This is a genomic window from Paenibacillus sp. FSL P4-0127 (genome assembly GCF_038007325.1).
GTDB lineage: Bacteria > Bacillota > Bacilli > Paenibacillales > Paenibacillaceae > Fontibacillus > Fontibacillus macerans.
Genome location: NZ_JBBOWY010000001.1, coordinates 3,461,533 through 3,487,119, shown reverse-complemented (window position 1 = coordinate 3,487,119; position 25,587 = coordinate 3,461,533). Strand labels below are relative to the sequence as shown.

The following is a 25,587-nucleotide window of genomic DNA, read 5'->3' as shown; positions in this document are numbered from 1 at the left end:
CCGCTACTCACCCCTATTCAACCCGGCTTTTGACGGCAGGCGAATGAACCAGGTTGGCGATGTAAACCGAAACATAGGATACGGGAATCCCCGTAATTTCCTCCACATGATCGTGAACCTGTTTTTGCACTTCCTCCGTTAGGGCGGGAATCGAGGTTTCTCCATCCACAAGGGCTCTTACCACGATTTCCAAGCCCGCTTCCGTAATCCGGATTCGCGTCTTGACCTCTTTGATGCCGCGCACGCGGGTAGCCGCTTTGTACGACAAGTTTTCGATCGTATCCACGGAAATTTGAATATCTCCGTATTCCGTACGTTGATTGATGGACGGCAGGGAGCCGCGCTCTCTTTTTACCGAAATGTAAAAAAAGCGGATGCTCAGCAAAAACAACACGACGGCCACCACCCAAGCCGCTATGTACAGGTTTCTTTCCTGGGCCGCATAGAAATCGGGCGGCACGGCGTCCGTCAACAGGAGGATCGCGATGACGGATAAAATTCCGATGCTCAAGCTGTAAATAAACAGCAAAAGTCTGTCTAAAATTTTGGCCACGACGGGTACAGCCTCCTTAAAAGAAACCCCTGACCCTGATTGGTCGGGGGCTTTCACCTAAGAGTTCACTATTTTACGCGATGAGTCGGTTCGGCTTCTTCGGCTTTTTCAGCCGCCTTAAAAATGACGTCATGGATATGCACGTTCACTTCCACTACGTTCAGGCCGGTCATCGTTTCGATGGAACGCTTGACGTTGCGTTGAATTTCCGAGGCGACTTCAGGCAAACGGTTGCCGTACTCGATGATGACGGATACGTCTACGGCCGCTTCACGTTGTCCGACTTCGACTTTAACGCCCTTGGAAAGATTTTTTCTCCCCAGCAGTTCGGCGATGCCGCCGGCGAAACCGCCGCTCATGCCGGCCACGCCTTTCACCTCGACGGTGGCCAAACCGGCGATCACTTCGATCACTTCCGGAGCGATCTGGATTTCCCCGATATCCGTGCGTTCGAATTCCGTAGGCAATGTACTCATTTTCTATTCATCCACCTCTCAATAAGTATGACGCTGCTCAAATCCTTGATACTGCGCACTTATTATACATACTATATCATTTTGGATTCATTATGACAAACTTCCGGCAAGCGTCTTAAATCTCGTTTTCTTCCAAAAATTTAATATCGAAATCGCCTTTGACGAAGGTCGGATGATTCAACAGCTTCTGGTGAAAAGGGATCGTGGTATGAATGCCTTCAATGGCGAATTCGGACAAGGCCCGCTTCATCTTCGCAATCGCTTCTTCCCTTGTCGTCCCCCAAACGATCAGCTTGGCGATCATCGAATCGTAATGCGGGGAGATCGTATATCCGGGGTATGCGGCGCTGTCCACGCGAACGCCGGGGCCGCCCGGGGCCAGGTAAAAGCCGATTTTGCCCGGCGAAGGCATGAAATTGCGCGACGGGTCCTCGGCGTTGATCCGGCACTCGATCGACCAGCCGTTCAGCTGCACATCGTCCTGCGTGAAGGAAAGCGGGTTCCCTTCGGCCACCGAAATCATCTCGCGAATGAGATCGATGCCGGTGACCATCTCCGTGACCGGATGCTCGACCTGAATCCGCGTATTCATTTCCATGAAGTAAAACCGGCCGTCCGGGCCCAGCAAAAACTCCAGCGTTCCCGCGCCGGAATAATTGACGGCCAAGGCCGCGCGCACGGCGGCCGCGCCCATTTCGCGGCGTTTGTCCGGAGTCAGCACCGGGCACGGCGCTTCCTCCACCAGCTTTTGCCGGCGGCGCTGCACGGAGCAGTCGCGTTCGCCGAGGTAAACGGCGTTCCCGTGTTTGTCGGCCATGATCTGGATCTCCACGTGCTTCATGCCGGTCAAATATTTTTCAAGGTACACCCCGGCGTTGCCGAAAGCCTTTTGGGCTTCCTGCTGGGCCGTGGTGATTTGCTTGATCAGCGATTCTTCGTCCTCGGCGATGCGGATGCCTTTGCCGCCGCCGCCGGCGGTCGCTTTGATGATCACCGGATAGCCGATATCGCGGGCGATCATGACCGCTTCGTCCAAATCCTCGATCAGGCCGTCGGAACCGGGGATAACCGGAACGTTCGCATCCTTCATCGTTTGTTTGGCCACCGCTTTATCCCCCATGCGGGTGATCGCTTCCGGAGACGGGCCGATAAACGTGATGTTGCAGGACCCGCAAATCTCCGCGAAATCGGCATTTTCGGCCAAAAAGCCATAGCCCGGATGCACGGCGTCGCATTCGGTGAGCGTCGCCACGCTCATCAGATTGGTCAGGTTCAGGTAGCTGTCCTTGGACAGCGTCGGGCCGATGCAGTAAGCTTCGTCGGCAAGCCGCACGTGCAGCGAATCCTTATCGGCTTCAGAATAAACCGCGACCGTGGATATCCCCAGCTCGCGGCATGCCCGAATGATTCTCACCGCGATTTCGCCGCGGTTCGCGATCAATATTTTATGAAATTTCATCTGTCATCCATCCTCCTTGCCCTCTCACTAAAAATCAGGGGCGGCTGGCCCCCGACTTACTCCGGCTTCACCAAAAAGAGAGGTTGTCCGTACTCTACCAATTGGCCGTTTTCCACAAGAATATCGATAATTTCGCCCTTGACCTCGGCCTCCAGCTCGTTCATCAGCTTCATCGCTTCGATAATGCAGACCGTGGTTTTTTCGCCAACCTTGTCCCCGATGTTGACGTAAGGCTGAGCATCCGGGGAGGATGAACGATAAAAGGTTCCCACCATCGGCGAAGCAATGGTATGCAGGTTAGCTGCGTTTTCGGCCGGTTTCGCAGGCTGAGCCGCCGGTTCGTTCACGGCCGGAGCGACCGCCAAGGCCGCCGGAACGTTTTGCGGAGCGGCAGCTGCCAGCTGCGGCTGCACTTGGACGATTTCGCTTTTTCCCGGCTTGCGAATGCAAAGGCGCGCGCCTTCGTTTTCAATTTCCACTTCCTGAATGGACGTTTTGTCTACCAATTCAATCAATTCTTTAATTTCGTTCAAATTAAACATGTCTTCACTCTCTCCTTCACTTTGTCGGGAAAGCCTTAGCCTATTGCTTGGACCATCAGTTCATAGCTTTATGTATTATATCACAATCGATCAAAATGGAAAGAGTCCAAGCTTCCCCGGACTCCTCCTAACCTTTGCATATTCTCCATCCCAACATACGGCCGTGCTTTACTGCGTGACGTATTGCACGCTTACTTTATCCTGGGACACGTCAAGCTCCTTCATCACCAGGTCCATAATGCTTACGGCCTCTTTGGCCTCCATTTTTTCGCTGACGACCACGACTTTGTATTTGTTGCCATCTTCGGCCACGACGGCGTTGGCATATTGCTGGCGCAGTCTTTCCTCGATATCGTAAATTTTCTCTTCTTTTTCCTCCAAAGCGCTTAACTCTTGCTGCGCCATGGCGGACTCTTCCAGCGATTTTTTTTCATCGTTGATCGCCTGCATCAGCTCTTCCTGCTTTTTCAGGTTTTCCTGCGTCCGCTCAAACTGATAGGCCGTCAGCGAATCGGAGGAAGCGATGCCTTGCGCCTCCATTTGTTTCAACACATCTTCGTCGGTTTTGGTTTGCTGCGGTCCCCCTGCGCCTGCGGAAGGTTCTGCCGTTTTGTCCCCTTCGGCCGCGCTATTCCCCTCTTTGGCCGCTTCTTTTCCGCCATTTTGGGAGGACGCGTCCGCCGCGCCGCCGGCCGCGCCGCTTTCTTCGGTTGCGGCTTCTTCTTTTGCAGCCTGGGAATCATCCGTCTTCGCGGCGGCTTCGTCGTCGGTAACGGCAGCGCTGCCGGCTTCGCCGTCGCTGGCGACTTCGGAAAGGATCACTTCATCTTGGGCGGACAAGCCGGACCCCTCCAGGCCGCCGTTTTGAGCCGTTCCGCCGTCCATGCTGACCTGCTGGCCGTCGGTTTTCGCCGCAGGCGCCGGCCCTTCTTCCGTAAACAGATAATAAGCCGATAAAACAACCATCAAACTGAGCATCGATACAAGCCAAATCGTTTGTCTTTTGGATTTCATAAAAAGATTCCTCCTAAAAGTTTTGTGAGCGTTGCTTCCTGAATAGGCTTCGAACAAAACTTGCTTCGAAAGCATAGGCTTAGTTTTGTGAGCGTTGCTTCCTGAATAAGCTTCGAACAAAACTTGCTTCGGCAGCATCCGCTTTGGTTTGTGAGCATAACTCCCTCTTCTTAAGAAAGCGGCTCTGAGAACTACTGGGACTGCTTGCGGGGAACGACGGATATCCGGTACGCCGGAACATTTAATCCCTTCTCGACAGCGTCCACGATCAGGCCTTTCACCGTTTTGTTTTCTGCCCCCCTCGCGACGACGAGAACCCCGCGGATTTTCGGCTTGATTTTTTTTGTGACGATGGGCTGCTCGCTGCCGGAATTTTCGTAAGTCACGATTTGACCGTCGCGGGTATATTGCGTCACATGGCGCCTCCCCCCGTCCGCGTCGCTCTCCTCCGTCAATTCCTGGGTATCCTTTACGTTGCGCTGCACGACGACCTCCTCCGTCGAATCGATCGTAACGAGGACATCCACCGCGCCGACGCCGACGATTTTTTCCAAAATCTCCTTCGTTTTGTTCTCCAGCGACAACTCAATGCTGTTGAATTCGCCGCCGGCGGCGCTCTCTTCCATGGCCTCGGACGCCAGATCCTGCATCACCGGCGGTTCTCGGCCTTCCCCCCCGTTATCCACCTCCTTAACGTTCACAAAAGAGTTGAACAGCATAATCGCGATGCCTGCCAATCCGAGAATCAGCAGCAGGCGGAACGTATTTGCGCGCTTCTTCCCGTCCGCGCCTTTGCCGATCCATTGCTCAAGCTTTTTCAGCCATCCCGGCATGTCCCTTCACCTCCCGACTAGCTTTTTTCCGCCTGCGGCCGGATGATCGTTACGGCATTTTCGGCAACCCCCCAGTTTTTGCTCAGCAGCTCCTCAATTTGTGTCACGAGCATTTCCGGCACCGCTTCATTCACGAGATTCCCATTCTCTCCGGAACGCTTCCTTTCCACCGTGTCGCCACCGGAGCCGGCCATCGCCTCAGTGGTTGGGTCGTTCGCACCGCTGCTTGGCCTTTGTTCGGAACTCTCATTTGTGTTTGCGCCAACGCGGACCGTTATTTTTTCGATAGGTGCAACCGTTATCTCCGGCCCCCGCCCGGAAGCATTGCTGTCCGCGTCGGACGATTCCGTCTTGGCCTCGGCCATGACCACCTCAACTTCGGAGATGACCGGCTCCGCTGCCGGCGGGCTCGCGCCTTCCTTGTCCGCCCCCGTCTTCGCGGGTTTTGTGGTCAGTTTAACCGATACCCGCTCTACTGGCTGCCCGGTCTCGCGTTCGATCTGCTCCTTCATTTGCCGCGCCGTTTCTTCCCCCGCCCACTGCAGCGCCTCGGCTTCCTGCTTCTGGCGCAGTTCTTCGCCCTGCCGCAAAATCGCTTCCGTGCTTTGCCCGGCCGCTTCGTTCTCCAGCCCTTCGATGCTTTCGGAAAAAGCCGTTTCCAGCTCTTTCTTGGCATCGGAGCTTAAGAAGCGCATGACCGGGGAGATCAGTGTCAGCAAGATCAGCAGGCTCACGACAAGCTTGACGTAGCGTTCCATCGCGCGATTGGGGAGAAGCAGATCGACAAAGACGGCGATGAGTACGATAAAAATGATTTCTTTCAGCCATTCCGCTAGCCAGTTCATCGCTTGGATCACCTTCCCGTTTCCGGCGGGGCGCCCCCCGCGCTTACCTCATCATGACCGTAATGTTGCCGGCGGTGAGCATGATCGTAATCGCCAGAAAAAACATCAGCCCGACGGCCGCGAGCGCGGCAAAAACGTACAGCATGCTCTTGCCGATCGTTTCCAGGCAGGTGACGATCGGCGAATCGCCAAGCGGCTGCATCACCGCTGCCGAAAGGTTGAAGATCAGCGCCAGCGTGATGATTTTGATCGCCGGGAAAGCGCAGAGAAACAACAGAATGATGACGCCGACGAGCCCGATCGAGTTTTTCACCAGCAGCGACGCGGAGATCACCGTGTCCGTCGCGTCGGCGAACACCTTGCCGACGACCGGCACGAAATTGCCGGTTAAATATTTAGCCGCCCGCAGCGTCACCCCGTCGGTCACCGAACCGGCGATGCCTTTCACGGAGATGACCCCCAGGAAGACGGTCAGCAGCACCCCGAGCAACGCCATGCTGATGGAGCGCAGCAGATCGGCGAGCTGGGTCAGCTTGTATTTGTCCGACAGGGAGCTGACGATATGCAGCAACGCCGAGAAAAAGAGCAGCGGGAAAACGATCGTATGCACCGCCGTGCCGACCGCGTGCACCATAAACACGACGAGCGGATGAGTGACCGTGACGGTGACCGCGCCGCCCATGGAGGCCAGCAGCGTGAACAGCAGCGGCACCATCGCCATCATGAAGTCGATCATGCCGCCGATGGCATTGCTGGCGTACGTAATCGCCACATGGAAGCTGTTGATCGCCAGCACAAGGATGACCAGATAGCAGATGGAGTACGCGACTTTGCTGACCTGATTGCGTTCGAACGCCGTTTGCAGCGTCTCCAGGATCATGCTGAAGATGGACAGCAGCACGATCGTTACCAGAATGCGGCCGTTATACAGGACCTCGTGCCACATATATTTCATCAGACCGGTTAATCCCGTCTTTAGGCTGAAGCTTTGATCTTGCGCAAGCAGCATATCCATAAAGGACGGGAGCTTCTGATCGGGAAAAAATCCGCCGTAATCTTTCATCAGCTGCTGCCAGTAAGTCTCCACCTGGTCGGTCGGCAGCTCTTCGGCTTGCCGCTTGATCCAGCCTCCGTCCGCGCCTTCGGCAAGCGAGACCTGCGGGATCAACCACACCAGCAGAGCGCCGAGGACGATCAGAAACAGCGTTTTGCCGCGCCAGAGCTCGTTTGTCGTTCCTATCATCCGTCTCCCCACCCTCTTTAAGAGGTTGTTCGGTGCTAAAGCCTGACTTTCTGAACTTCCACTTTAAGCCGGCAGCAGCTTGATTACCGTTTCTATAATGATGCTGATGATCGGGATCGCGAGCACCATGATCAGCACCTTGCCCGCCATTTCAATTTTCGAAGCGATGGCTTCCTGCCCCGCGTCGCGGACGATTTGCGCCCCAAACTCGGCGATGTAGGCGATGCCGATGATTTTCAGGATCGTTTTCAGATAGATCATCTGCACGCCGGATTTTTTGGCCAAATCCTCCAGCACCTCGATGATGCTCCCGATTTTGCCGATCAGATACAGAAAAATGAGGATGCCCGTGCTGGCGGCGATCAAAAAGGCAAACATCGGCTTTTGTTCTTTGATGACCAGAATCAGCACCGTCGCGATCAGTCCCAGCCCTACAACCTGGATAATTTCCACCGGAGCTCACCTACTGGAACAAAAAGATCGATTTGATTTCTTGAAACAGATTGTCCAGCAGCCGGATGACCATAAACAGCACGACGACGAACCCGATCAGCGTTACCCAATGCGCCATGTCCTCTTTTCCCATCTGCTTCAACACCGTATGGATCATGGCGATAATAATGCCGATGCCCGCGATTTGAAATATGGCGTTCACTTCTATGTTCATTGATTTGGCACCTCACGATCGATTTCACAGGCGACAATCAGCCCTGGAGGGAAATGAATTCAGTAGAACAGAATGACGATGAACGCTCCGCATAAAAGCCCCAGGCTGCGGTACATTTTTTCATAGCGGGCTTGCTCTTCCCGGGCCGCGGATTCCTCGCTCTCCAGCTGCCGGACGGCCGTCGCCAGATGTCTTAACTGATCCTTCCGGTCGCTTGTCCCAAGCGTATAGCTGAGCTGGCGGATCACCTCCTGCTCAGGGGCCTTCATGGCGGTAAATTGCCAAACGTTGATGGCGGCCTGCTCCAGGCTTTCCTGGGCGCTCAAACGGTTGGAGGCGCTCATGTTGTCCGCCGCGGTGACGAAGATGGCTCTTACCGGCTCCTGGCTTTGTTCCCCGATCCGCCGCAGCGCGTCGGGAAGCGGCGTAAAACCGTACATGATTTCGGTTTCCAGCCGTTTTAGCGCCAGGATCAGCCTGCGGATCTGGTTCGGCCGGCTGGCGAACTGCCTCGCCTGCACCCATCCGGCCAAAGTTGCCGCCAAAATGACGAGCGCGGCCCCGAACATTTTAAGCATGCTCCTCCCTGCCTTTCCATTCCGCCCCGTGCAGCTGGATTCCCCGCCGTTTTCCGTCCCAGAGCCTGAAAGCCAGTCCCTTTTCCGTCCGCGCAAGCACCGCGTACATTTGGAAAAAGCCGGTTTCCGACAGCTTGGCCAACGCCGGCCGCGAGGACAGGTCGTCCAAGCTTGCCCCATGCGCCGTGCAGATGACGCGCACCCCGGCATGCAGCGCCTCGGCCAAAACCTCGGCATCCTCCGGCCGCCCGATCTCGTCCACGATCAGCACGTCCGGCGACATGGAGCGGATCATCATCATGATCCCTTCCGCTTTCGGACAGCCGTCCATGACGTCCGTGCGGGGACCGACGTCAAATCCGGGAACGCCTTTTTTGCAGCCGGCGATCTCCGAACGTTCATCGACGACGGCCACTTTCAGCCCCGGCCAGGACGCCTCCGGGTGCCCCCAGGTTCCGCTGCTGATTTGCCGGGCCAAATCGCGGATCAATGTCGTTTTGCCTTGCTGCGGGGGAGACAAAATCAGCGTATGGTATACGCTTCTGCGCTTGAAATCGAGCAGCCTTGGCAAAATCGGGTCGGCGATGCCTTTGACCTCCCGGGCGATCCGCACATTAAATCCGCTGATATCGCGCAAATGCTCCACCTTACCTCCGCTTAGCAAAGTCCTGCCGGCCAGTCCGATCCGGTGCCCCCCCGCTATCGTGATGAAGCCTTTGCGAAGCTCTTCCTCCATCGTATAAAGCGAGTGGTTGGTGATCAGATCCAGCAGCCGGTTGCCGTCCTGTTTTCCCGGCTTGTAGGCTGCCTCCGGATTTTGCGTCAGGCTTCCGTCCGGTGTCACAAAATAGTAGCGGCCGCCTGAATTAATCTCAAGCGGGCGTCCCTCGCGAATGCGAATCTCTTCCAGAACGGGAAAAATGGAAGGCGGCAGCTTGAGCAGCAAAGCCCGGATGTTGTCGGGAAATACGGTTAACCAACTTGGGTTCATGGCGTACCCCCAAAACTCTTAATCTTAAGAGGCTGTTCAAAAAGTCATCTTTTGCTCACGAAATACCTGACTTTTGAACTCTAACTTTAATGATTTTTTTTGCTATACCTCATATGTATGCCTGTACTTTGTCATTATTCCGGGCAATCTATCATTTCTTCAAAATCCCAATTAAGAGACAGGCGACGCCGCAGCCGATCCAAATCATTTTTCCCCAGGACAGCTTGTCGGCGATTCCGGCCAGTCCGATGGACGTCGTGACAAGCAGAACCGTCGGTCCGACGAATGCCAGCGCCGAATTGACGGCCAGCGCCTTATCCACCCTTCCCAGCTTCAGCATGAGCAGGGCCGCCAAAATCTCGACGGTCCCGGAGAACATTCGCAGCGTCGCCATGCTGACTACAAATTTATCGAGCATATCCACCTTCGCCTCCTTGTCCAAATGGTGCTCTCTTAACGATATGCCCGTATTTTTCTATTTATTAATAGAAAAGAAAGACCCCGCCGCCGGCGAGGTCCTTCATCGTATATACGTTGTGTGCAAGGGGAGGGATTGATGGGTATGCGGGTATGAGGTTTCCCCTGCCGCTCCTGCACAAGACAACTTGTTGCCTTGATACATTTCAGTTTTCCCGGGAAAGGCTTAGGTGTTCGAATTAAATTGAGCTTGCAGGAAATCTAACGGTTGCAGCAGCGGCTATTTATGAAAAAAGCCCTTTTCAAAATTTTAACGGTGGTGAGAATCGTTATTTGCCTGAATCTAAGCAAAATATGCCGGGTGTCAGTGAAATAAGCGCTATGGCAACCGTTAGAATAGTTGTGGAAAGAGGCACCCCCAAGCCGCCGGCTTGAAGATGCCTCTTATGCAAAAAACGTATATCCGCTTCGTTTTGCGCCGGTCTACCGACGGTCCTTAGGCCCGCCGACAAACGCCTGCGTTTCCGTATCCAGGCCGTAAGCGGTGTGCAGCGCGGTCACGACCTCATTTAACTTGTCGGCGTCGATGACGCACGATACTTTGATTTCCGAGGTGCTGACCATCTTGATGTTGACCCCCTGTTTGGAAATCACGTCGAACATTTGCGCGGCAACCCCGGGATGGCTGACCATGCCTGCGCCTACGATCGAAACCTTGACCAAGCCGTCTTCCGAAGTCACATCTTCATACGGAAGCCCGCTGCGGATGCCTTCCAGCACCTGCAGCGCTTTTTCGCAGTCGGACAAAGCAACGGTAAAGGAGAAATCGGCCTTGCCGTCCTGTACGCCGCTCTGGACGATAATGTCGACGTCGATTTTCGCTTCCGCCAGCGAACCGAACACTTTGGCGAGCACGCCGGGAACGTGGGAAACCCCCATAATGCTGATCCGGGCTACATTTTTATCGTAAGCGATCCCGCTGACAACTACTCCTTGCTCCATCTTGGCTTCCTCCTTCACTACTGTGCCTTCATTATGGTTAAAGCTGGAGCGGACGACGAGGCGCACCTGGTGATGTTTGGCGTATTCCACCGCGCGGGGATGCAGCACGGCCGCTCCCAGATTGGCGAGCTCCAGCATCTCGTCATACGAAATTTCATTCAGTTTGCGTGCGTTTTTTACGATCCGCGGATCGGTCGAATAGACGCCGTCCACGTCGGTATAAATTTCGCAGGTATCCGCCTTGGTCGCGGCCGCCAACGCCACCGCCGTCGTATCGGAACCGCCGCGGCCGAACGTCGTGATTTCGCCGTCCACGGTCATGCCCTGGAATCCGGCAACGATGACGATGTAACCTTCCTCCAGCGATTTCAGCACGCGCTCCGGCTGGATATCGGTGATTCGCGCTTTGCCGTGAACCGATTCTGTGCGGAAGCCGGCTTGCCATCCCGTATACGAAACCGCTTTGGCGCCAAGCGCATCTATCGCGATCGCCAGCAAAGCAATGGAAATTTGTTCGCCGGTCGTCATCAGCATATCCATTTCCCGAAGCGGCGGTTCCTTGCTGAGCAGCTTCGCCTGATCGATCAGATCATCGGTGGTGTCCCCCATCGCCGAGACGACCACCATGACCTGGTGCCCTTCCTTTTGCTTGTCGACAACGCGCTTTGCCACACGCTGCATCCGCTCCGTGTCGCCGACGGAGCTGCCTCCAAATTTCATCACGTATAAAGCCAAGTCAGACCCTCCCTAATGTGCCCGTTATCCTATGAGCATTCAACCATTTGAACCAGTAACGCTTTAAACCAGTATAATACGAAGGACCCGAAGGTCGTCAATGCTTTGGCGGTCATTACAAAAAATTCCCCCACCTTGAAAGGTGGAGGATGCAGCATTCTTAAGGGAACGCCAGGTTCACCGCCCTGCCGCCCCCGTCCGAAACTTCATCGCTAAACCGCTTAGGCCCGCGAAATATATTTACCTTCGCGCGTATCGATCAGCAGCACGTCGCCTTCATTAATGAAGAGCGGCACCTGAACGTTGAGTCCCGTTTCGACCTTGGCGTTTTTGGTTGCGCCGGTGGCGGTGTTGCCTTTGATGCCCGGCTCGGTTTCGATAACTTTCAGCTCCACGCTGTTCGGCAGGTTGATCCCGATAATTTCGCCCTGGTAGCTGACGATTTTAACGTTCATGTTCTCCTTCAGGAAGTTCAGCTCCCATTCCAACTGATCCGACGACAGCGTAAATTGGTCGTAAGTCTCGTTGTCCATGAAGGTGTGCTCCTGGCCGCTGGCGTACAAGTATTGAACGTCGCGGTTTTCGATCATAGCGCGGCTGATCGTCTCGCCGGCGCGGAATGTTTTTTCCACCGTGTTGCCGTTGCGCAGGTTTTTCAGCTTCGAGCGGACGAAAGCCGCGCCTTTGCCCGGTTTAACGTGCTGGAATTCCAGCACCGTATAAATGTCGCCGTCCACCTCTACGGTCAAGCCTGTTTTAAAATCGTTTACTGAAATCACAAAAGTACCTCCTCAAGTGGGTTAACAAATTTATTATATTTATTTTAAAAGAATACCCTAAATTAACAGTGACGTTTGTTAGCTGCTGTTACCCCACATTCGGGGAGTACCCGCGTAACCCCGCCATTCCCCCGGCTTTTGCCTTTGGCCTACCCGCCGAGGCCGCTTGTCAGCCGATCGCGATATAGTCCTTCGCCGATTCGGTCAAACGCCGCACGCCGGAATCGGTGATGACGACATCGTCCTCGATGCGCACGCCGCCGAGACCCGGCAAATAAATGCCCGGCTCCACCGTGACAACCATGCCCGGCTGAAGCACGGTATCGCTCGTTTTGGATACGCGCGGATTTTCGTGAACTTCCATGCCGAGACCGTGTCCGGTGCTGTGCCCGAAATACTCGCCGTAGCCGTAGCGGGCAATCACGTCCCGGGCCAGCGCATCCGCCTCCCGGCCGGTCATGCCCGGACGAAGATGCTCCAGCGTGTGCAGCTGCGCCTCCAGCACGACATCGTAAATTTCGCGCAGCTTGTCGGCCGGTTTGCCTAAAGCGACGGTACGGGTGATATCGGAGCAATACCCGTTCATAAACGCGCCGAAGTCCATCGTCACCAGTTCGCCCGTCTGCATGATGCGCCCGCTGGCCCGGCCGTGCGGCAGAGCTGACCGTTCCCCGGAGGCGATGATCGTATCGAACGAAGTGCCCTCGGCTCCGTGCTTGCGCATGAACGTTTCCAGCTCCAGCGCCGCGTCCCATTCGCTGACGCCGGGCTTCAGAACGTCCAGCATATGTAGATACGTGCGGTCGGCCAGTTCCGCGGCCTCTTTCATCAGCGCCAATTCCTCGCTGTCCTTGTACAGCCGGAGCTCCTCCACCAGCCCGCTCACCGGTACAAGCGCGATCGGTTGCAATTCGCGTTCATAGGTGCGGTAAACCGAGAAAACGACATGCTCTTCCTCAAACCCGAGGCGATCCAGGTTCTCCTTAGCCAGCAAAGACTTGATCGCTCCCGTAACGGATGCGCCGTGGTCGACGATCTCAAACCCGGGCGCCTGTTCGGCAGCTTGGGTCAAGTAACGGAAGTCCGTCAGCAGCCAAGCTTTGTCCAGGGTAACCAGCACGTAGCCGGAACTTCCCGTAAATCCCGTCAAATAGCGGCGGTTCACCTCTCCGGTAATCAGCACCGCTTCGATATTCTGAAGCTTCATCGCTTCGCGAAGCCGAACAACTCGAGTGCTCGCCATAAAAAACTCTCCCTTATTTTCGCTTAGAGCCCGCTATCGCGATCCGCCAGTTCAGGCCTTTTTCGTCTGTAGATGGCGTTTGAGCGCAAGCAGTCCCATTTCATAACCGTACGATCCGAAACCGGCAATTTGTCCCACCGCAATCGGGGCGATGACCGAAGTGTGCCGGAAGGCCTCGCGCGCGTGGATATTCGACAAATGCACCTCCACGACGGGAATGTTCACCGATGTCAAAGCATCCCGCAGAGCATAACTGTAATGCGTAAGCGCGCCGGGATTGAGCAAAATTCCGTCAACGGCCCCGAAGGCTTCATGAATCCGGTCGATCAGCGCGCCTTCATGGTTCGATTGAAAGAACGAGAGCTCAAATTCATGGTCCTCCGCCAGCTTCCGCAAACGCTCTTCGATGTCGCCAAGCGTCTCGGATCCGTAGACGCCGGGTTCGCGAACGCCCAGCAGGTTCAGGTTCGGTCCGTTCATAACCAGGATTCGGTGCATAAGCTCTCCCCTTTCCCGAAAAATAACCAAAAGTAATTTTAACATAGAAGAGAGCCGCTTGAGAAGCTTTTTGTCTTACTGCAGCACGCCCCCCGGAGATTTCTTCGGTTCGCGTTCCCGCTCGTCCGTATATTCCTCCGCAGTCGTATAGCCGATAAACAACCCCCATAATAAATAGAGGCAAAATTCGCTGATAAGCGTATCTTTCGAAAGCTCAAGCAGCGGGCGGGTCATTCCGAACGCCGGGCCAAGGATGCCGAAGATGAGCCCCCACCAAACGATGCCGTACAAAATTCCCGGTCCCGGACCTTTCAGCTTGCGGAACAGGAGCGTATAAATGAGCGTTGCCAAAATGGAAAAAACGATGAAGGAGAGCCATCCGACATAATAGCCGGGTTGACTGTATAAAAATGATCTTTTAAAAAAGGGCTCCACCAGATATCCGGGGATAACCGTCGTGAACCGCAAGAAATAAAAAAAACCTTTGATGCCTCCCCAGATCAGGCCGGCAAAAAAACCGATCTCGAGCGAATAGATCCAAATGTTCGTCCGCTCCCTCCTGTGTTGGCGCCAGCCCTGCCCGTAAAATTGCAGGTTTTCTTCATGCCCGCCTCCCCGCGAAAGCTCCCGCTCGTTCCCTTCGGGTTCCCGTCTTTCCCGCTGCGGTTGATTCATGCGCTTTCATCCTTCCCAATTAGAAATATTTTGTTGGTTAGTATGCTCAATTCCAAAAAGCCTAAACAACTAGAATTTGCCCCTAAAGTTCGATACAATGGATTTATTACGAATGACGCCCGCCGTCCGTTCGCACATAACTTATATCATTGTAGGAAGGTGAAATGCTTGCCTGAGCAATCTGCACCCGCGATTTACGGCGGCCAAGCCGTTATAGAAGGCGTTATGTTCGGTGGTAAACATGTTAATGTGACGGCCGTGCGCCGTAAAACGGGAGAAATTACTTTCTTTGAAGTTCCCAAACAAGATAAAGACTGGGTCAAAATGCTGCGCAAAATTCCGCTCATCCGCGGCATTGTCAGCATCGTCGATTCCAGCGCCAAAGGCTCCAAACATCTCAATTATTCCGCCGAAGCCATGGCCGATGACGAGGTGGAACCGGAGGAACGCGCCAAACAGAAGGAAAAGGAGGAGTCCGGCTTTTCGCTGACGATGCTGGTCGGCGTTGCCGTGGCCGGGGTTTTGTCTTTTATCGTCGGCAAACTCATTTTCACGCTGGTTCCCGCCCTGCTTGAGCAGTATTTGTTCCAGCACGCTTTTGCGGGCCAAACGCTGCATACGCTCGTGGAAGGCGTCATCAAAATCGCGCTGCTGCTGACTTACCTATGGCTTATCTCGCAAACTCCGGTCGTCAAGCGGTTGTTCCAGTATCACGGCGCGGAGCATAAAGTTATCTCCGCCTATGAGGCGGGAGAAGAATTAACGCCCAAAAACGTGCAAAAATACAGCCGTTTGCATTACCGCTGCGGCAGCAGCTTTATTATTTTGACGGTTATCGTCGGCGTCATCATTTATTCGCTGCCGATCTTCAGCTGGGATACGGTATGGGAACGGATGTACATCCGGATTCTGCTGCTCCCGCTGGTTATTGGCATCTCTTTTGAATTGCTGCGGTTCACCAACGCCGTGCGGGATATTCCGGTGCTGCGTTTTCTCGGGTATCCGGGTCTTTGGCTCCAGCTTCTGACCACTAAAGAACCGACCGACGATCAAGTGGAAGTGTCGATCGCTTCTTTCAACCGCATGCGCGAGCTGGATGCCGAACTGGAGAAAGTTCATGTCGTGGAATCGCCGGTAAGTTCAGCTTTGGATCCTTTGAAAGGGTGATGAAAGCATGAAAAAACAAGGCATCATGTTTTGGATCATCATGCTCCTGGTCGTAATCGGCATCGTTAACGGAATATTCGTTAGCCATATCATCAGTTTGGCGAACATCATCGTTCCGGTCGCCATCGTCGGCATAGTATTTCTGCTATACAAGTTCCCGCCGCGGAAATACCGGAAGAAGCAGCAGCCCAAAGTCAAGCCTTCCGCGCGGACGATGGCCAAAGTGGCCGCTGAACAACGGCGCAGTTCTTCCGGCGAAAGACGCAAATCTTATCCTTTTCAAGTCATTGACGGCCAAAAAGGCAAAAATGACGACGACTTGCCCAAATACCACTAAAATAGGTTGTTCAGAACTTTCGCTTAAAGCAATCTATCTGAAAAAAGCAGGACGTATAGCCATACAAGATGGCTTTCGCCCTGCTTTTTTAGATTTCACCCACTAGCCGTTGCGTTAAATCTGCCAAGATACATTTTCTAGCCGCACCAATATTCTAACGGTTGCCATAGCGCTTATTTCACTGAATTCCGGCTTAGTTTGCTTAGATTCAGGCAAATAACGGCGATCACAACCGTTAGAGTTTTGAAAAAGGCTTTTTTCGCAAATTAGCCGCTGCTACAACCGTTAGATTTCCGGCGGGCGCATTATCGGCTTGAAAACATGATCATTTCCCCAGTTCATGCAACGCTAGTGGATTTCGCCCGTCTTTTTCCCGGGACATCCTTACCTGTCATTTAAAAGCGCCCGGATTCGCCTGCTGATATTTATTAAATTGCTCCTCATAATATTGAGCGTTCCATTTGCCGAAAAACCGCTCGCCGGCGCGCAGGCCCGACTCGTAAAGGAGCAGGCTCTCCTCCTCGCTAATTTCAAACTGCGTCGTCGGAAACCCTAACGTCGGAATTTTTATCGTCCGGTAGCGGTTCGATTGTTCGATATAACGTTCATCGTGCGCCGACAGCATCGTTTCCACGATCGCCTGCAGCATGGAAAACGGCCCGCGAATGTCGTGGGGCTGGTTGGTGTTTTTGCCGACCATTTGAAACCCGACCGTCGGAATCCGCTCTCCGCTGCGCGGCGTTTCCTGGTCAAACAGCCAAAGCGGGAAGTTGCTGAGCAGGCCGCCGTCGACGATATGAAGGAACTGTTCGGAAAAAGGCTTGCCTTTGGCCAGCTTCGGCGGCAGGCGCAGCAGCACGGGATCGAAAAAATACGGAATGCTGCAGCTCATGCGCACGGCCCTGGCGACCTCGAACGATTCCGGCCGCAGGCCTATTTTGGCCAAATCGTCCGGCAGTATCAGGATTTTGCCGTTCGTAATATCCGATGCGATGATCGTCAGCTTGCCTTGGGGGAGGTCGGCAAACGTCCTTACGCCTTTGGCCAGCAAAACTTGCCTGACCCAATCCTCAAACCCCTCGCCCGAGTAGAGCCCTTTTTTCAGCAGCACTCGGAGCGCCGGCCCGACGAGGGCCATATTAAAAATCCGCGCCCGTTTAAGAAAACGGGAAAACGACGTGGACAAGATAATGTCCTTCATCTCTTCCGCGGTATACCCGGCCGCGATCAACGAGGCCACGATTGACCCGGATGAGGTGCCGGCTACGCGATAGAACTTCCCCCCGTATTTTTCGGCCGCCCTTACCGCTCCCGTCAGCGAAATGCCTTTGACGCCCCCGCCTTCAAACACGCCGTTCATCAGCATCGCATTCCAAAGCCCCCCATCCCATACACAAGTCTACTGCTTATGTATGATGGCGGAGGTTGTACGTATGCGGAGATTTATTCTAACGGAGCCGTGATGCGGGAAAGCGCCTCCTCTAAGGTCATCTTCTCCACTTCCGCTTCCCCGCGTTTCATAAATTCGATCTCGCCTTGTCCGGCGGCTTTCCCGACAATAATACGGTAGGGGATGCCGATCAGGTCGGCATCATTGAATTTGATGCCCGGGCGTTCGTCGCGATCGTCCAGCAGCGCCTCGATTCCTTTGCGGGCCAGTTGCTCATACAGTTGTTCGGCCAGTTCGATTTGCTGCCTATCCTTCACGGATACGGGAATGATATGCACCCGATAAGGAGCCAGGGCCGCCGGCCAAACGATTCCGCGCTCGTCGTAATGCTGTTCAACCACGGCGGAGAGCAAACGCGAGATACCGATGCCGTAGCATCCCATAATCATATCCTGCCGCTTGCCGTTCCGGTCCAAATAGGACGCCCCGAGCATCTGGCTGTATTTTGTACCCAATTTAAAAATATGGCCCACTTCGATTCCGCGAGACAACGTCAGCTTGCCGGCCTGACATTTCGGGCAAGTCTCGCCTTCCATGACATTGCGGAAATCCCCGATATAACTCGTTACGATATCTTTGGCCGGACTAACATGCCGCAGGTGGTAATCACGTTCATTCGCTCCCGCAATCCCCTCCGGCAGTGTGCTGACGTCCCGGTCGAGAAGAATCGGAATCTTTAATCCGAGAGGCCCCGCAAAACCGGGCGGAGCGCCGGTTGCTCGTTCAACCGCAGCCGGGTCGGCAAGCTCAATGCTTTCGGCGTTCATATAGGCTTGCACCTTCAGTTCGTTGACTTCATGATCCCCGCGTACGACCACAGCCACCGGTTGTTTGCCGTCCAGCACGTAAATCAACGTTTTGATCAGCGCGGCGGACGTAACTTGCAAAAACTGTGTCAATTCCTCGATGCTATGCACTCCGGGCGTATGAATTTTTTCCCAAGCGGCATCACCGGGCAGCGGCGGTATAGTCGCGTTGTGATGCAGTGAGGCGGCTTTTTCGATATTGGCCGCGTATTCGCAGTGATCGCAGACCGCGACAACGTCCTCGCCGATGCCGGCAAAAGCGATGAATTCATGGGACCCGCCTTCGCCCCCAATCGTGCCGGAATCCGCCTCCACGGCGCGATAGTTCAGTTCGCAACGCTGCATAATATTCCGGTACGCCTGGTACATCATTGAATAGGAAACATCGAGACCGGCCCAGTCCGCGTCAAAAGAATAGGCATCCTTCATCAAAAATTCCCGGCCGCGCAGCAAGCCGAAGCGGGGGCGCCGTTCATCCCGGAACTTGGTCTGAATTTGATATACCGTAACCGGCAGCTTCCGGTAAGAATGAACCTCCCCTTTAAGCAAGCTGGTAATCGCTTCCTCATGAGTCGGTCCAAGCACAAATTCCCGGCCGTGACGGTCGATGAGCCGCATAAGTTCGGCTCCGTAACGGGAATAACGGCCCGACTCGCGCCAGAGCTCGGCCGGCTGCAGCGCCGGCAGCAGCAACTCCTGCGCCCCGGCCCGATCCATCTCCGCTCTGACGATTTGTTCGAGTTTGTGAAGAACGCGTCTTCCTAGAGGCAAATAGGTATAAACCCCCGCAGCCAATTGGCGGATATAACCGGCCCGAAGCAGCCAAGCATGGCTGGCCGAGTCGGCTTCCGCCGGAACCTCCCTTAGCGTAGGCAGCAATAACCGGCTTTGACGCATCGCAGATGACCTCCTTATCGTTTCATGAAATAAGCCGTATAAACGCAAAAAGACACATTCGTCAGGGACGAATGTGTCGTGGTACCACCCTATTTTCACCGTTACCGCAAAAAGCAACGCTGCTCTAATCCGGATAACGGCGGAATCCGGTACGGGGTTAATGCGAAGTTCTCCCGTACAGCTCCTAAGGCGGGAAGCAATCCCACGCGGCAGAGGCCTTTCAGCTCTACGGACCTCCTCTCTGGGGGCGCGAAATGGATGCTTATGTCCTTAATCACGGCTATTTCATATGAGATAGTATGAGTACGAATTTATATGATCCAAACTCCGTTGTCAAGCAAATTCAGTAAAAATCTTACATACCGTAATAATCCTTAAGCAGCGGAATCAGTCCAAGCGGATTTTTGCGCAAGTCTTTGGCGCTGAAAAAGATGCTGCCGCTGATTTCCGGAACCTGGCGGTTATACTCCAGCTGGCTGATTATTTCCGATGCGCTGGACCAGCCGATTTCCGGCGTGCCGATCTTGTACGGGGCATGGCCGATGTACAGCTTCACGCCCGTGCCGCGCACTTCGCCGGCCCACCAATTGGCCAGCACGTCGTATTGGACTTCCTTGCGCGTCATGCTCCAGTAGAGCTGCGGAGCGACGTAATCGATCCATCCGCGTTTGATCCAGGTGCGCACATCGGCATAAGTGCTGTCGTAAGCCGTGATCCCCGCTTTAGTGTCGGAGCCGGTAATATCGTTCGTTTTGTTGCGCCATACCCCAAACGGGCTGATGCCGAACGAGACCTTCGGTTTTTCCTGCTTAATGCTGGCCCCAAGTTCTTCTACAAATTGATTGATGTTATCCCGGCGCCAGTCTCCCTTGTTGGAAATTTGCTTGGCATTGTATTGTTTGTACGTGCTGTCATCGTTAAACTTGCTCGATGCCGTTTCCCCCGTCGGATAAAAATAATCGTCCAGGTGAACGCCATCGATATCGTAGTTTTGGACGACTTCCATAATCGCCTCGATCACATGCTCCCGGGCTTCCGGAATGCCGGGGTTAATATAGAGCTTGCCGTCGAATTTCACGATCCAATCCGGATGCGCGTTGGCGACATGGTTCGCCGGCAGCTTGCTGGCGTTCCCGCCCGTGCTGGCCCGGAACGGATTAAACCAGGCATGGAACTCCATCCCCCGGCGATGCGTTTCCTCGATCAAAAACTGTAGCGGATCGTACCCCGGATCTTTACCGGCCGTACCCGTCAAGTAAGAGGACCACGGAACAAGCTTGGAAGGGTAAATGGCGTCCGCCGAAGGACGGACCTGGACGAACGCCGCGTTCATCCCCATCGCCTGCACATCGTCAAGCAGCTTGATGTATTCCGCCTTTTGCGCTTCCGCTTTTCCGTACGAGCTAGTGCTCGGCCAATCCAGATTGGCAACGGTGGACACCCAGACGCCGCGCAGACCGTCCGCGTCCACGGGCGTTCCCGCCTGCGGCGTTTGCGGCTTCTGCGGCGTCTGCGATGTTTGCGGCAGGCTGCTCTGTGAATCGTCCTTGCCGGTATCCTTATCCGTATCGGCGGCAGGCGTTTCCGCTTTCCGTCCCGTGGAAAGCGAGATCGTCTTCGATTGCTGATCCCAATCTACGTCCAGCCCAAGCTGCTCGCCGACAAAGCGCAGCGGGACCATCGTGCGCCCTTGCGTACTTTCCACCGAAACGTCGAGTCCTACAGGAGCACCGTTGACCTGAGCCGTTTGCTCGCCTACGACAAGAGCCAGGGTGCTGCCGTCCTTTTGGATCGTGACCGTTTTTGCGGCCTGCGACCACGCTACCTGCGCGCCCAAACCTTCGCTAATCACCCTTAGCGGAACCATCGTTACGTTTTGCTGCGCTTTGATATAAGGCGGGGCATCGGTGGTCAGCTTCGTCCCGTCCAATAGAATCGTAATGGCGTCGGCCGCGTTCGCCTTCATCTGTCCGCCTATCGGCCACGCAAGCAGTAAAACGAGAAGAGGAATAAACCAAGTGCGAAATTTCATCAGTAACCTCCACAAATATTATGTATGGACAAATCCGTCTATTTCTATTAACGCTTTGGATAGCCGAAGAGTTGCGGTTCCCCCGAAAAAAAGAGCATCTGCCTTGTTCATAAGACAGATGCTTCTTCTAAGATTCGTTTAACAATTCCTGATGCACGTTTTCCAGGTCGCGAATCCGCGAGTTGTCGCGTTTGAAATATTCCACCAGCGTTGCGATGCGGGTAATGGAATCCCAGCTCAGGTGATGTTCGATTCCTTCCACGTCTTTATAAATATTTTCATGATCGACCCCGATCATGCCGAGAAACTCCTCCAGCAGATGGTGCCGGTCCACGAGCCGTTTTCCGATTTTTTTGCCTTTGCTGGTCAATACCAGCCCTCTATACTTCTCGTAAATCAAGTATTCATCCTTGTCCAATTTCTGAATCATTTTCGTGACAGACGAAGGATGAACCTCCAAACCTTCCGCGATATCGGATACTCGCGCGTATCCCTTCTCGTCGATCAGCTTGTAGATACGCTCTAAATAATCCTCCATACTGGGCGTTGGCATCTGATGATTCCCTCTTTTCCATGAGTTGAAGCGGACTTCATTGTACGCAAAAAACACTACTCTGTTTATGATACATGTTATGATTGTCCGTTGGCAAGTGCACTTTTGCACACTTTCCCGCTTCCGCCCACGTCAGAATTTCAGCCACTCCGGAGTAATTTGCTGCAGCCAAATGGTGATTTGAGCCATGCGGTTCGTAAACAGAAGAACGCCCATGAGCAGCATGAGGGCGCCGCCGATTTTCATCATCACCGCGGAATAGCGGACGATCCATTTGGTGGAACCGATAAAAAACGCCAGAATAAAAAAAGGAACGGCAAATCCGAGCGTATAGGCCGTAATCAGGCCAAGCCACGTCCCCGGTTCGCTGACCGCAAGCGCGATAATCGCCGCCAAAATCGGTCCGACGCAGGGAGACCAGCCGGCGGAAAAGCCGACGCCGAAAATGAACGATCCGACATAGCTGGCCCGCTTGAATTTGAGATCGAGCTTGCGCTCCTTCATCAGAAATTGGGGCTGGAAAATACCAAGCAAAAACAAGCCCATCAATATGATCAAAATGGCGGAAAGCTGGCGGATCAGACCCCGGTATTGGTTAAACAGTTCGCCAAACAACCCCGCGCCAAAACCAAGCGTGAAAAAAACGACGGAAAACCCGAGGATAAACGCGAGCGTATGGGTCATCGTCCGGAAGCGGACCTCCCGCTTGGTTTGTTCCGTCTTCAGCTGCTGAACCGACATCCCGGTGATATAGGATAGATAGGAAGGATATAAAGGCAGGCAGCACGGGGAAATAAACGAAGCCACCCCCGCGCCGAAAGCGAGTCCCAAATTGATATCGGCCATCGTAACCTCCAAAGCGTCTTTTTTCGCTGCTTGTCAGCAGCTTATCCGTGCCTTAGCAGCCGCAAGCGGCTTTCCGGGCCATAAATTTCGGTGTTCCAACCGCCAAAACCTCACTTAAGCGGACAAGCCTTTTTTGCCAAGCAAGGTGAGGATCAGCATAAAAATCAGCAGAAGCACGATCGTCGCTCCAGGCGCCAGGTTCCAAATTCCCGCTGTCAGTAAACCGGCAACCACGGCGATTTCGGCCACAATCACCGAGAAAATGACGGAAGTTCTGAAGCTGCGGGCGATCAGCAGGCTGCAGGCCGCCGGAATCGTAAGCAACGCGGACACCAGCAGAGCGCCGACGATTTTGATCGCCGTGCTGATCACAAGTGCCGTCATCACGGTGATGAGCAGATTGAGCAGCTTTACGGGCAGCCCGCTGACCGACGCCGCGTCCTCTTCAAAAGTGAGCAAAAAGAATTCCTTGAAAAACAAAGACACCACCGCGACGACAACGACGGTTACGCCCCCTACGACATACAGATCAGTGGTGTCAAGCGTATAAATGCTTCCAAACAAATAACTGGTGACATCCGTATTGTACCCCATCCCCAGCGTAAAGAACAGGGAGGCCAGGGCAACGCCGCCCGACATAATGATCGCGATCGAAAGCTCGGCGTAACCTTTGTACGCTTTACGCAGCTTTTCGATGGCAAAGGATGCGGCAACGGCAAAGGCCAGTCCGATCCCTACGGGATATGCGCCCACGAGAAAGCCCAAAGCGACCCCGGCAATCGTGACGTGCGCCAGCGTATCCCCGATCATGGACAAGCGGCGCAGCACCAGAAATATCCCGATGAGCGGCGCCGTCAATCCGATGAGCAGCCCCCCGGCCAGCGCTCTTTGAAAAAAATCAGCGGTTAAGATTTCCAAGATTCACAACTCCTAAAGGTTACTAGATCAGCGAATGCTGCAGGTCCGGGATGGCGCAATCCTGCTCATGCGAATGGCGCACATAAAATTTGATCGCACCGCACCGCTCGCGCGGTTCGCTCCCCAGGCGCCCTTCGATCATTTCAATATCGTGGGAAACCATCAGGAACGTCATATGATGGTGAGCATGCATATGAAAGATCAATTCAAAAAAATCGGCCTGCGTCTGGGCGTCGATCCCGACGGTCGGCTCGTCCAGCACAAGCAAATCCGGTTTGTTGACCAGCGCCCGGGCCAAAAAAACGCGCTGCTGCTGCCCGCCCGACAGTTGGCCGATCCGCTTGCCCGCGAGATCGCCGATCCGCATCACCTCCAGCGCATCGTCGCATTTGCGCTGCTCCTCGCGCCCGATGCGGCGGAGAAGCTTCTTGTTGTTGTACAATCCCGACAGCACCACTTCGCGAACGGTCGCCGGAAACAGCGGGTTAAAGGCATTTTTCTGCGGCACGTATCCGATCCGTTCCCAATCGCGAAAACGCCGGATCGGCTTGCCAAACAAGCGAATTTCCCCCTCCGTCGGCGACAGCAAACCGACCATCATGCGCAGCAGGGTTGTTTTTCCCGCCCCGTTGGAGCCGATTACCCCGACGAAATCCCGCTCCCGGACAACGAAGCTGAAGTCGGAAATCACTTTTTGTTCTTTATAGGCAAAAGAGACATGATCCAGCTCGATAATGCTGTTATGGCAATCGGCCTCAAGGGCCGCGGTAGTATCGGATTTCATAACGTCTTCCTTCCGGTACGAGTCTTCTTTATTTATCTTTGGATTACGTGATTTATCTTTGAATTACGTCGATGGCTGTTTCTTCTTACTTTATTGTAGAGCGAGAATCAAATTTTGCAAATTTTTCTTCATCAAGGTGAAATAATTGTCCCCGGCCTGTTCCTGCGCTTTGGTCAAGCCTTCGACCGGGTTCAGCACCAGCGTCTTTACGCCGGCTTCGGACGCCAGCGTTTTGGCCAATTTGTCCGAGACCAATTCCTCAAAGAAAACATACTTGATACCGCGGTCCTTTACCAGTTTCGATAAAGCGACCAAATCCTGCGCCCGCGGCTCGGCTTCCGGCGAAAGCCCCATAATCGCATGCTGCGTCAGACCGTAATCGCGGCACAGATAACCGAACGCCTGATGCGAAACGACGATTTCATGTCGGGACACGCCGGACAATTGTTGCGTAAATTCGGCGTCCAGCGTCTTCAGCTTGGCGGCCAACGATTCGTAACGCGCTTCGTAATCCGCCCGGTGCTCCGGGTCAGCGGAGACGTAGCTGTCTTTGATGTTTTCCGCCATGACCATCGCGGATTTGGGGCTTACCCAGGTATGCGGATCGACGGATGCGTCGACGTCATGCCCTTCATGCGAATGCTGGGTTCCTTCCGTATGCGAATGGCCGGCTTCCTCAGCTTCCTCGGATTCCTCAGCCACCGCCCCATGTCCATGACCATCATCGCCTTCCGCCCGAATCAGCTCAATGCCTTTGCTGACCTCCACCGTTTTAACCTTGGCGTCATTCCCCAGCCCTTTCAGGAAATTGGGCACCCATCCCTCAAGTCCGGCACCGTTGTAGAGAAACAGCTGCGCCTTCGAAGTATTCAAAATATCCTGGCTGCGCGGCGTCCAATCATGCGGCTCCACGCCCGTTGGCAGCAGATTGATGACGTTCGCGTGCTCCCCGCCGATTTCCTTGGCGAACTCATAAATCGGATAGAAACTCGTGACTACGTTAACTTTGCCCTCCACAATGTTCCCGCCGGAGTTCTTCCCGCACGCGGAAAGCAGCAACGCTCCCGCAAGCAGCAAAACCGCCGGCATAATCCAGCTCTTTTTATGTAAACGCATGGATTAACTCCCCTTTTCTTAATCGTAATGATTACCAAAAGGATTATAGGACCTTTCCCAAACGATTGTCAACTATTAAATTCAGCCTGCTTTGTATATTTTCGACACACATCGCCGACATTTCGCGGAAA

28 protein-coding genes are annotated in these 25,587 nt (G+C 54.3%); 2 read left to right on the top strand and 26 right to left on the bottom strand.

From position 1 onward, the window contains the following. Positions 1 to 13: 13 nt before the first annotated feature. The 18 genes from amaP to NYE74_RS15540 form a co-directional block, all read right to left on the bottom strand. Entirely contained in the window at positions 14 to 553 is a 540-nt protein-coding gene (gene amaP / locus NYE74_RS15625; RefSeq protein ID WP_036621759.1) for an alkaline shock response membrane anchor protein AmaP, read from the bottom strand. 68 nt (positions 554 to 621) lie between these two features. Then, entirely contained in the window at positions 622 to 1,029 is a 408-nt protein-coding gene (locus NYE74_RS15620) for an Asp23/Gls24 family envelope stress response protein (RefSeq protein ID WP_036621756.1), read from the bottom strand. A gap of 115 nt (positions 1,030 to 1,144) precedes the next feature. Further along, on the bottom strand, positions 1,145 to 2,488 hold the full coding sequence (accC, locus tag NYE74_RS15615; protein ID WP_036621753.1) for an acetyl-CoA carboxylase biotin carboxylase subunit: 1,344 nt from the start codon (positions 2,486 to 2,488) through the stop codon (positions 1,145 to 1,147). A gap of 56 nt (positions 2,489 to 2,544) precedes the next feature. Next, positions 2,545 to 3,030 (bottom strand): acetyl-CoA carboxylase biotin carboxyl carrier protein, encoded by a 486-nt coding sequence (gene accB, locus NYE74_RS15610; protein WP_036621750.1) that lies wholly within the window; start codon positions 3,028 to 3,030, stop codon positions 2,545 to 2,547. A gap of 168 nt (positions 3,031 to 3,198) precedes the next feature. Beyond that, positions 3,199 to 4,044: a SpoIIIAH-like family protein gene (locus NYE74_RS15605; RefSeq protein WP_124333688.1), complete on the bottom strand. Its 846-nt coding sequence runs from the start codon at positions 4,042 to 4,044 to the stop codon at positions 3,199 to 3,201. A gap of 191 nt (positions 4,045 to 4,235) precedes the next feature. Next, positions 4,236 to 4,877 carry a stage III sporulation protein AG gene (spoIIIAG, locus tag NYE74_RS15600; protein WP_036621744.1) on the bottom strand — a complete coding sequence of 214 codons (642 nt, stop codon included), beginning with the start codon at positions 4,875 to 4,877 and terminating at the stop codon, positions 4,236 to 4,238. 17 nt (positions 4,878 to 4,894) lie between these two features. Then, entirely contained in the window at positions 4,895 to 5,722 is an 828-nt protein-coding gene (gene spoIIIAF, locus NYE74_RS15595; RefSeq protein WP_036621741.1) for a stage III sporulation protein AF, read from the bottom strand. A gap of 43 nt (positions 5,723 to 5,765) precedes the next feature. Next, positions 5,766 to 6,965, bottom strand: coding sequence for a stage III sporulation protein AE (gene spoIIIAE / locus NYE74_RS15590; RefSeq protein WP_124333687.1), 1,200 nt, complete (start codon positions 6,963 to 6,965; stop codon positions 5,766 to 5,768). A gap of 63 nt (positions 6,966 to 7,028) precedes the next feature. Beyond that, on the bottom strand, positions 7,029 to 7,418 hold the full coding sequence (gene spoIIIAD / locus NYE74_RS15585) for a stage III sporulation protein AD (RefSeq protein WP_240751861.1): 390 nt from the start codon (positions 7,416 to 7,418) through the stop codon (positions 7,029 to 7,031). Positions 7,419 to 7,428: 10 nt separating this feature from the next. Further along, positions 7,429 to 7,632, bottom strand: a complete 204-nt coding sequence (gene spoIIIAC / locus NYE74_RS15580; RefSeq protein WP_036621734.1) for a stage III sporulation protein AC — start codon at positions 7,630 to 7,632, stop codon at positions 7,429 to 7,431. Between the two features lie 59 nt (positions 7,633 to 7,691). Next, positions 7,692 to 8,210, bottom strand: a complete 519-nt coding sequence (gene spoIIIAB / locus NYE74_RS15575) for a stage III sporulation protein SpoIIIAB (RefSeq protein ID WP_036621732.1) — start codon at positions 8,208 to 8,210, stop codon at positions 7,692 to 7,694. Continuing rightward, on the bottom strand, positions 8,203 to 9,201 hold the full coding sequence (gene spoIIIAA / locus NYE74_RS15570) for a stage III sporulation protein AA (protein ID WP_240751862.1): 999 nt from the start codon (positions 9,199 to 9,201) through the stop codon (positions 8,203 to 8,205). The genes spoIIIAB and spoIIIAA overlap by 8 nt, the downstream gene beginning before the upstream one ends. Before the next feature lie 151 nt (positions 9,202 to 9,352). Continuing rightward, a complete protein-coding gene (locus tag NYE74_RS15565) occupies positions 9,353 to 9,619 on the bottom strand; it encodes a YqhV family protein (RefSeq protein WP_036627938.1) in 267 nt (88 codons plus the stop codon). 482 nt (positions 9,620 to 10,101) lie between these two features. Next, positions 10,102 to 11,355, bottom strand: coding sequence for an aspartate kinase (locus NYE74_RS15560; protein ID WP_036621726.1), 1,254 nt, complete (start codon positions 11,353 to 11,355; stop codon positions 10,102 to 10,104). A gap of 221 nt (positions 11,356 to 11,576) precedes the next feature. Then, positions 11,577 to 12,134, bottom strand: a complete 558-nt coding sequence (gene efp, locus NYE74_RS15555; protein ID WP_036621724.1) for an elongation factor P — start codon at positions 12,132 to 12,134, stop codon at positions 11,577 to 11,579. A gap of 169 nt (positions 12,135 to 12,303) precedes the next feature. Then, positions 12,304 to 13,377, bottom strand: coding sequence for a M24 family metallopeptidase (locus tag NYE74_RS15550; RefSeq protein ID WP_036621721.1), 1,074 nt, complete (start codon positions 13,375 to 13,377; stop codon positions 12,304 to 12,306). Positions 13,378 to 13,428: 51 nt separating this feature from the next. Next, positions 13,429 to 13,875: a type II 3-dehydroquinate dehydratase gene (gene aroQ, locus NYE74_RS15545; protein ID WP_036621719.1), complete on the bottom strand. Its 447-nt coding sequence runs from the start codon at positions 13,873 to 13,875 to the stop codon at positions 13,429 to 13,431. A gap of 75 nt (positions 13,876 to 13,950) precedes the next feature. Next, entirely contained in the window at positions 13,951 to 14,550 is a 600-nt protein-coding gene (locus NYE74_RS15540; RefSeq protein WP_082207733.1) for a YqhR family membrane protein, read from the bottom strand. A 168-nt stretch (positions 14,551 to 14,718) separates the two neighbouring features. Between NYE74_RS15540 and NYE74_RS15535 the strand changes: the two genes are divergently transcribed. Continuing rightward, positions 14,719 to 15,717, top strand: a complete 999-nt coding sequence (locus tag NYE74_RS15535; protein ID WP_036621717.1) for a DUF1385 domain-containing protein — start codon at positions 14,719 to 14,721, stop codon at positions 15,715 to 15,717. Between the two features lie 7 nt (positions 15,718 to 15,724). Further along, positions 15,725 to 16,054 carry a hypothetical protein gene (locus NYE74_RS15530; RefSeq protein ID WP_036621715.1) on the top strand — a complete coding sequence of 110 codons (330 nt, stop codon included), beginning with the start codon at positions 15,725 to 15,727 and terminating at the stop codon, positions 16,052 to 16,054. A gap of 391 nt (positions 16,055 to 16,445) precedes the next feature. On the opposite strand, the gene NYE74_RS15525 is transcribed toward NYE74_RS15530, so the two are convergent. The 8 genes from NYE74_RS15525 to NYE74_RS15490 all read right to left on the bottom strand — a co-directional run bounded on the left by NYE74_RS15525 (position 16,446) and on the right by NYE74_RS15490 (position 25,456). Further along, a complete protein-coding gene (locus NYE74_RS15525) occupies positions 16,446 to 17,420 on the bottom strand; it encodes a patatin-like phospholipase family protein (protein ID WP_036621713.1) in 975 nt (324 codons plus the stop codon). A gap of 77 nt (positions 17,421 to 17,497) precedes the next feature. After that, on the bottom strand, positions 17,498 to 19,207 hold the full coding sequence (locus tag NYE74_RS15520) for a proline--tRNA ligase (RefSeq protein ID WP_124332946.1): 1,710 nt from the start codon (positions 19,205 to 19,207) through the stop codon (positions 17,498 to 17,500). Positions 19,208 to 19,562: 355 nt separating this feature from the next. Next, complete coding sequence (locus NYE74_RS15515) at positions 19,563 to 21,239, bottom strand: family 10 glycosylhydrolase (RefSeq protein WP_036621709.1); 1,677 nt, start codon at positions 21,237 to 21,239, stop codon at positions 19,563 to 19,565. Between the two features lie 127 nt (positions 21,240 to 21,366). Further along, on the bottom strand, positions 21,367 to 21,792 hold the full coding sequence (gene mntR, locus NYE74_RS15510; protein WP_036621708.1) for a transcriptional regulator MntR: 426 nt from the start codon (positions 21,790 to 21,792) through the stop codon (positions 21,367 to 21,369). 132 nt (positions 21,793 to 21,924) lie between these two features. Further along, positions 21,925 to 22,638 (bottom strand): cytochrome c biogenesis CcdA family protein, encoded by a 714-nt coding sequence (locus tag NYE74_RS15505; RefSeq protein ID WP_036621706.1) that lies wholly within the window; start codon positions 22,636 to 22,638, stop codon positions 21,925 to 21,927. A 114-nt stretch (positions 22,639 to 22,752) separates the two neighbouring features. Then, on the bottom strand, positions 22,753 to 23,556 hold the full coding sequence (locus tag NYE74_RS15500; RefSeq protein ID WP_036621704.1) for a metal ABC transporter permease: 804 nt from the start codon (positions 23,554 to 23,556) through the stop codon (positions 22,753 to 22,755). 22 nt (positions 23,557 to 23,578) lie between these two features. After that, the gene (locus NYE74_RS15495; protein WP_036621701.1) at positions 23,579 to 24,340 is read right to left on the bottom strand and encodes a metal ABC transporter ATP-binding protein; all 762 of its coding nucleotides are present in this window, start codon (positions 24,338 to 24,340) and stop codon (positions 23,579 to 23,581) included. A 90-nt stretch (positions 24,341 to 24,430) separates the two neighbouring features. After that, positions 24,431 to 25,456 carry a metal ABC transporter substrate-binding protein gene (locus NYE74_RS15490; protein ID WP_036621696.1) on the bottom strand — a complete coding sequence of 342 codons (1,026 nt, stop codon included), beginning with the start codon at positions 25,454 to 25,456 and terminating at the stop codon, positions 24,431 to 24,433. Positions 25,457 to 25,587: the final 131 nt, after the last annotated feature.

Excerpts from the sequence above, each read along its gene's own strand:
- NYE74_RS15620 (WP_036621756.1), bottom strand. The coding sequence starts at position 1,029 with ATGAGTACATTGCCTACGGAATTCGAACGCACGGATATCGGGGAAATC.
- accC (WP_036621753.1), bottom strand. The coding sequence starts at position 2,488 with ATGAAATTTCATAAAATATTGATCGCGAACCGCGGCGAAATCGCGGTG.
- accB (WP_036621750.1), bottom strand. The coding sequence starts at position 3,030 with ATGTTTAATTTGAACGAAATTAAAGAATTGATTGAATTGGTAGACAAA.
- NYE74_RS15605 (WP_124333688.1), bottom strand. The coding sequence starts at position 4,044 with ATGAAATCCAAAAGACAAACGATTTGGCTTGTATCGATGCTCAGTTTG.
- spoIIIAG (WP_036621744.1), bottom strand. The coding sequence starts at position 4,877 with ATGCCGGGATGGCTGAAAAAGCTTGAGCAATGGATCGGCAAAGGCGCG.
- spoIIIAF (WP_036621741.1), bottom strand. The coding sequence starts at position 5,722 with ATGAACTGGCTAGCGGAATGGCTGAAAGAAATCATTTTTATCGTACTC.
- spoIIIAE (WP_124333687.1), bottom strand. The coding sequence starts at position 6,965 with ATGATAGGAACGACAAACGAGCTCTGGCGCGGCAAAACGCTGTTTCTG.
- spoIIIAC (WP_036621734.1), bottom strand. The coding sequence starts at position 7,632 with ATGAACATAGAAGTGAACGCCATATTTCAAATCGCGGGCATCGGCATT.
- spoIIIAB (WP_036621732.1), bottom strand. The coding sequence starts at position 8,210 with ATGCTTAAAATGTTCGGGGCCGCGCTCGTCATTTTGGCGGCAACTTTG.
- spoIIIAA (WP_240751862.1), bottom strand. The coding sequence starts at position 9,201 with ATGAACCCAAGTTGGTTAACCGTATTTCCCGACAACATCCGGGCTTTG.
- NYE74_RS15565 (WP_036627938.1), bottom strand. The coding sequence starts at position 9,619 with ATGCTCGATAAATTTGTAGTCAGCATGGCGACGCTGCGAATGTTCTCC.
- NYE74_RS15550 (WP_036621721.1), bottom strand. The coding sequence starts at position 13,377 with ATGGCGAGCACTCGAGTTGTTCGGCTTCGCGAAGCGATGAAGCTTCAG.
- aroQ (WP_036621719.1), bottom strand. The coding sequence starts at position 13,875 with ATGCACCGAATCCTGGTTATGAACGGACCGAACCTGAACCTGCTGGGC.
- NYE74_RS15540 (WP_082207733.1), bottom strand. The coding sequence starts at position 14,550 with ATGAATCAACCGCAGCGGGAAAGACGGGAACCCGAAGGGAACGAGCGG.
- NYE74_RS15530 (WP_036621715.1), top strand. The coding sequence starts at position 15,725 with ATGAAAAAACAAGGCATCATGTTTTGGATCATCATGCTCCTGGTCGTA.
- NYE74_RS15525 (WP_036621713.1), bottom strand. The coding sequence starts at position 17,420 with ATGCTGATGAACGGCGTGTTTGAAGGCGGGGGCGTCAAAGGCATTTCG.
- NYE74_RS15520 (WP_124332946.1), bottom strand. The coding sequence starts at position 19,207 with ATGCGTCAAAGCCGGTTATTGCTGCCTACGCTAAGGGAGGTTCCGGCG.
- NYE74_RS15515 (WP_036621709.1), bottom strand. The coding sequence starts at position 21,239 with ATGAAATTTCGCACTTGGTTTATTCCTCTTCTCGTTTTACTGCTTGCG.
- mntR (WP_036621708.1), bottom strand. The coding sequence starts at position 21,792 with ATGCCAACGCCCAGTATGGAGGATTATTTAGAGCGTATCTACAAGCTG.
- NYE74_RS15505 (WP_036621706.1), bottom strand. The coding sequence starts at position 22,638 with ATGGCCGATATCAATTTGGGACTCGCTTTCGGCGCGGGGGTGGCTTCG.
- NYE74_RS15495 (WP_036621701.1), bottom strand. The coding sequence starts at position 24,340 with ATGAAATCCGATACTACCGCGGCCCTTGAGGCCGATTGCCATAACAGC.
- NYE74_RS15490 (WP_036621696.1), bottom strand. The coding sequence starts at position 25,456 with ATGCGTTTACATAAAAAGAGCTGGATTATGCCGGCGGTTTTGCTGCTT.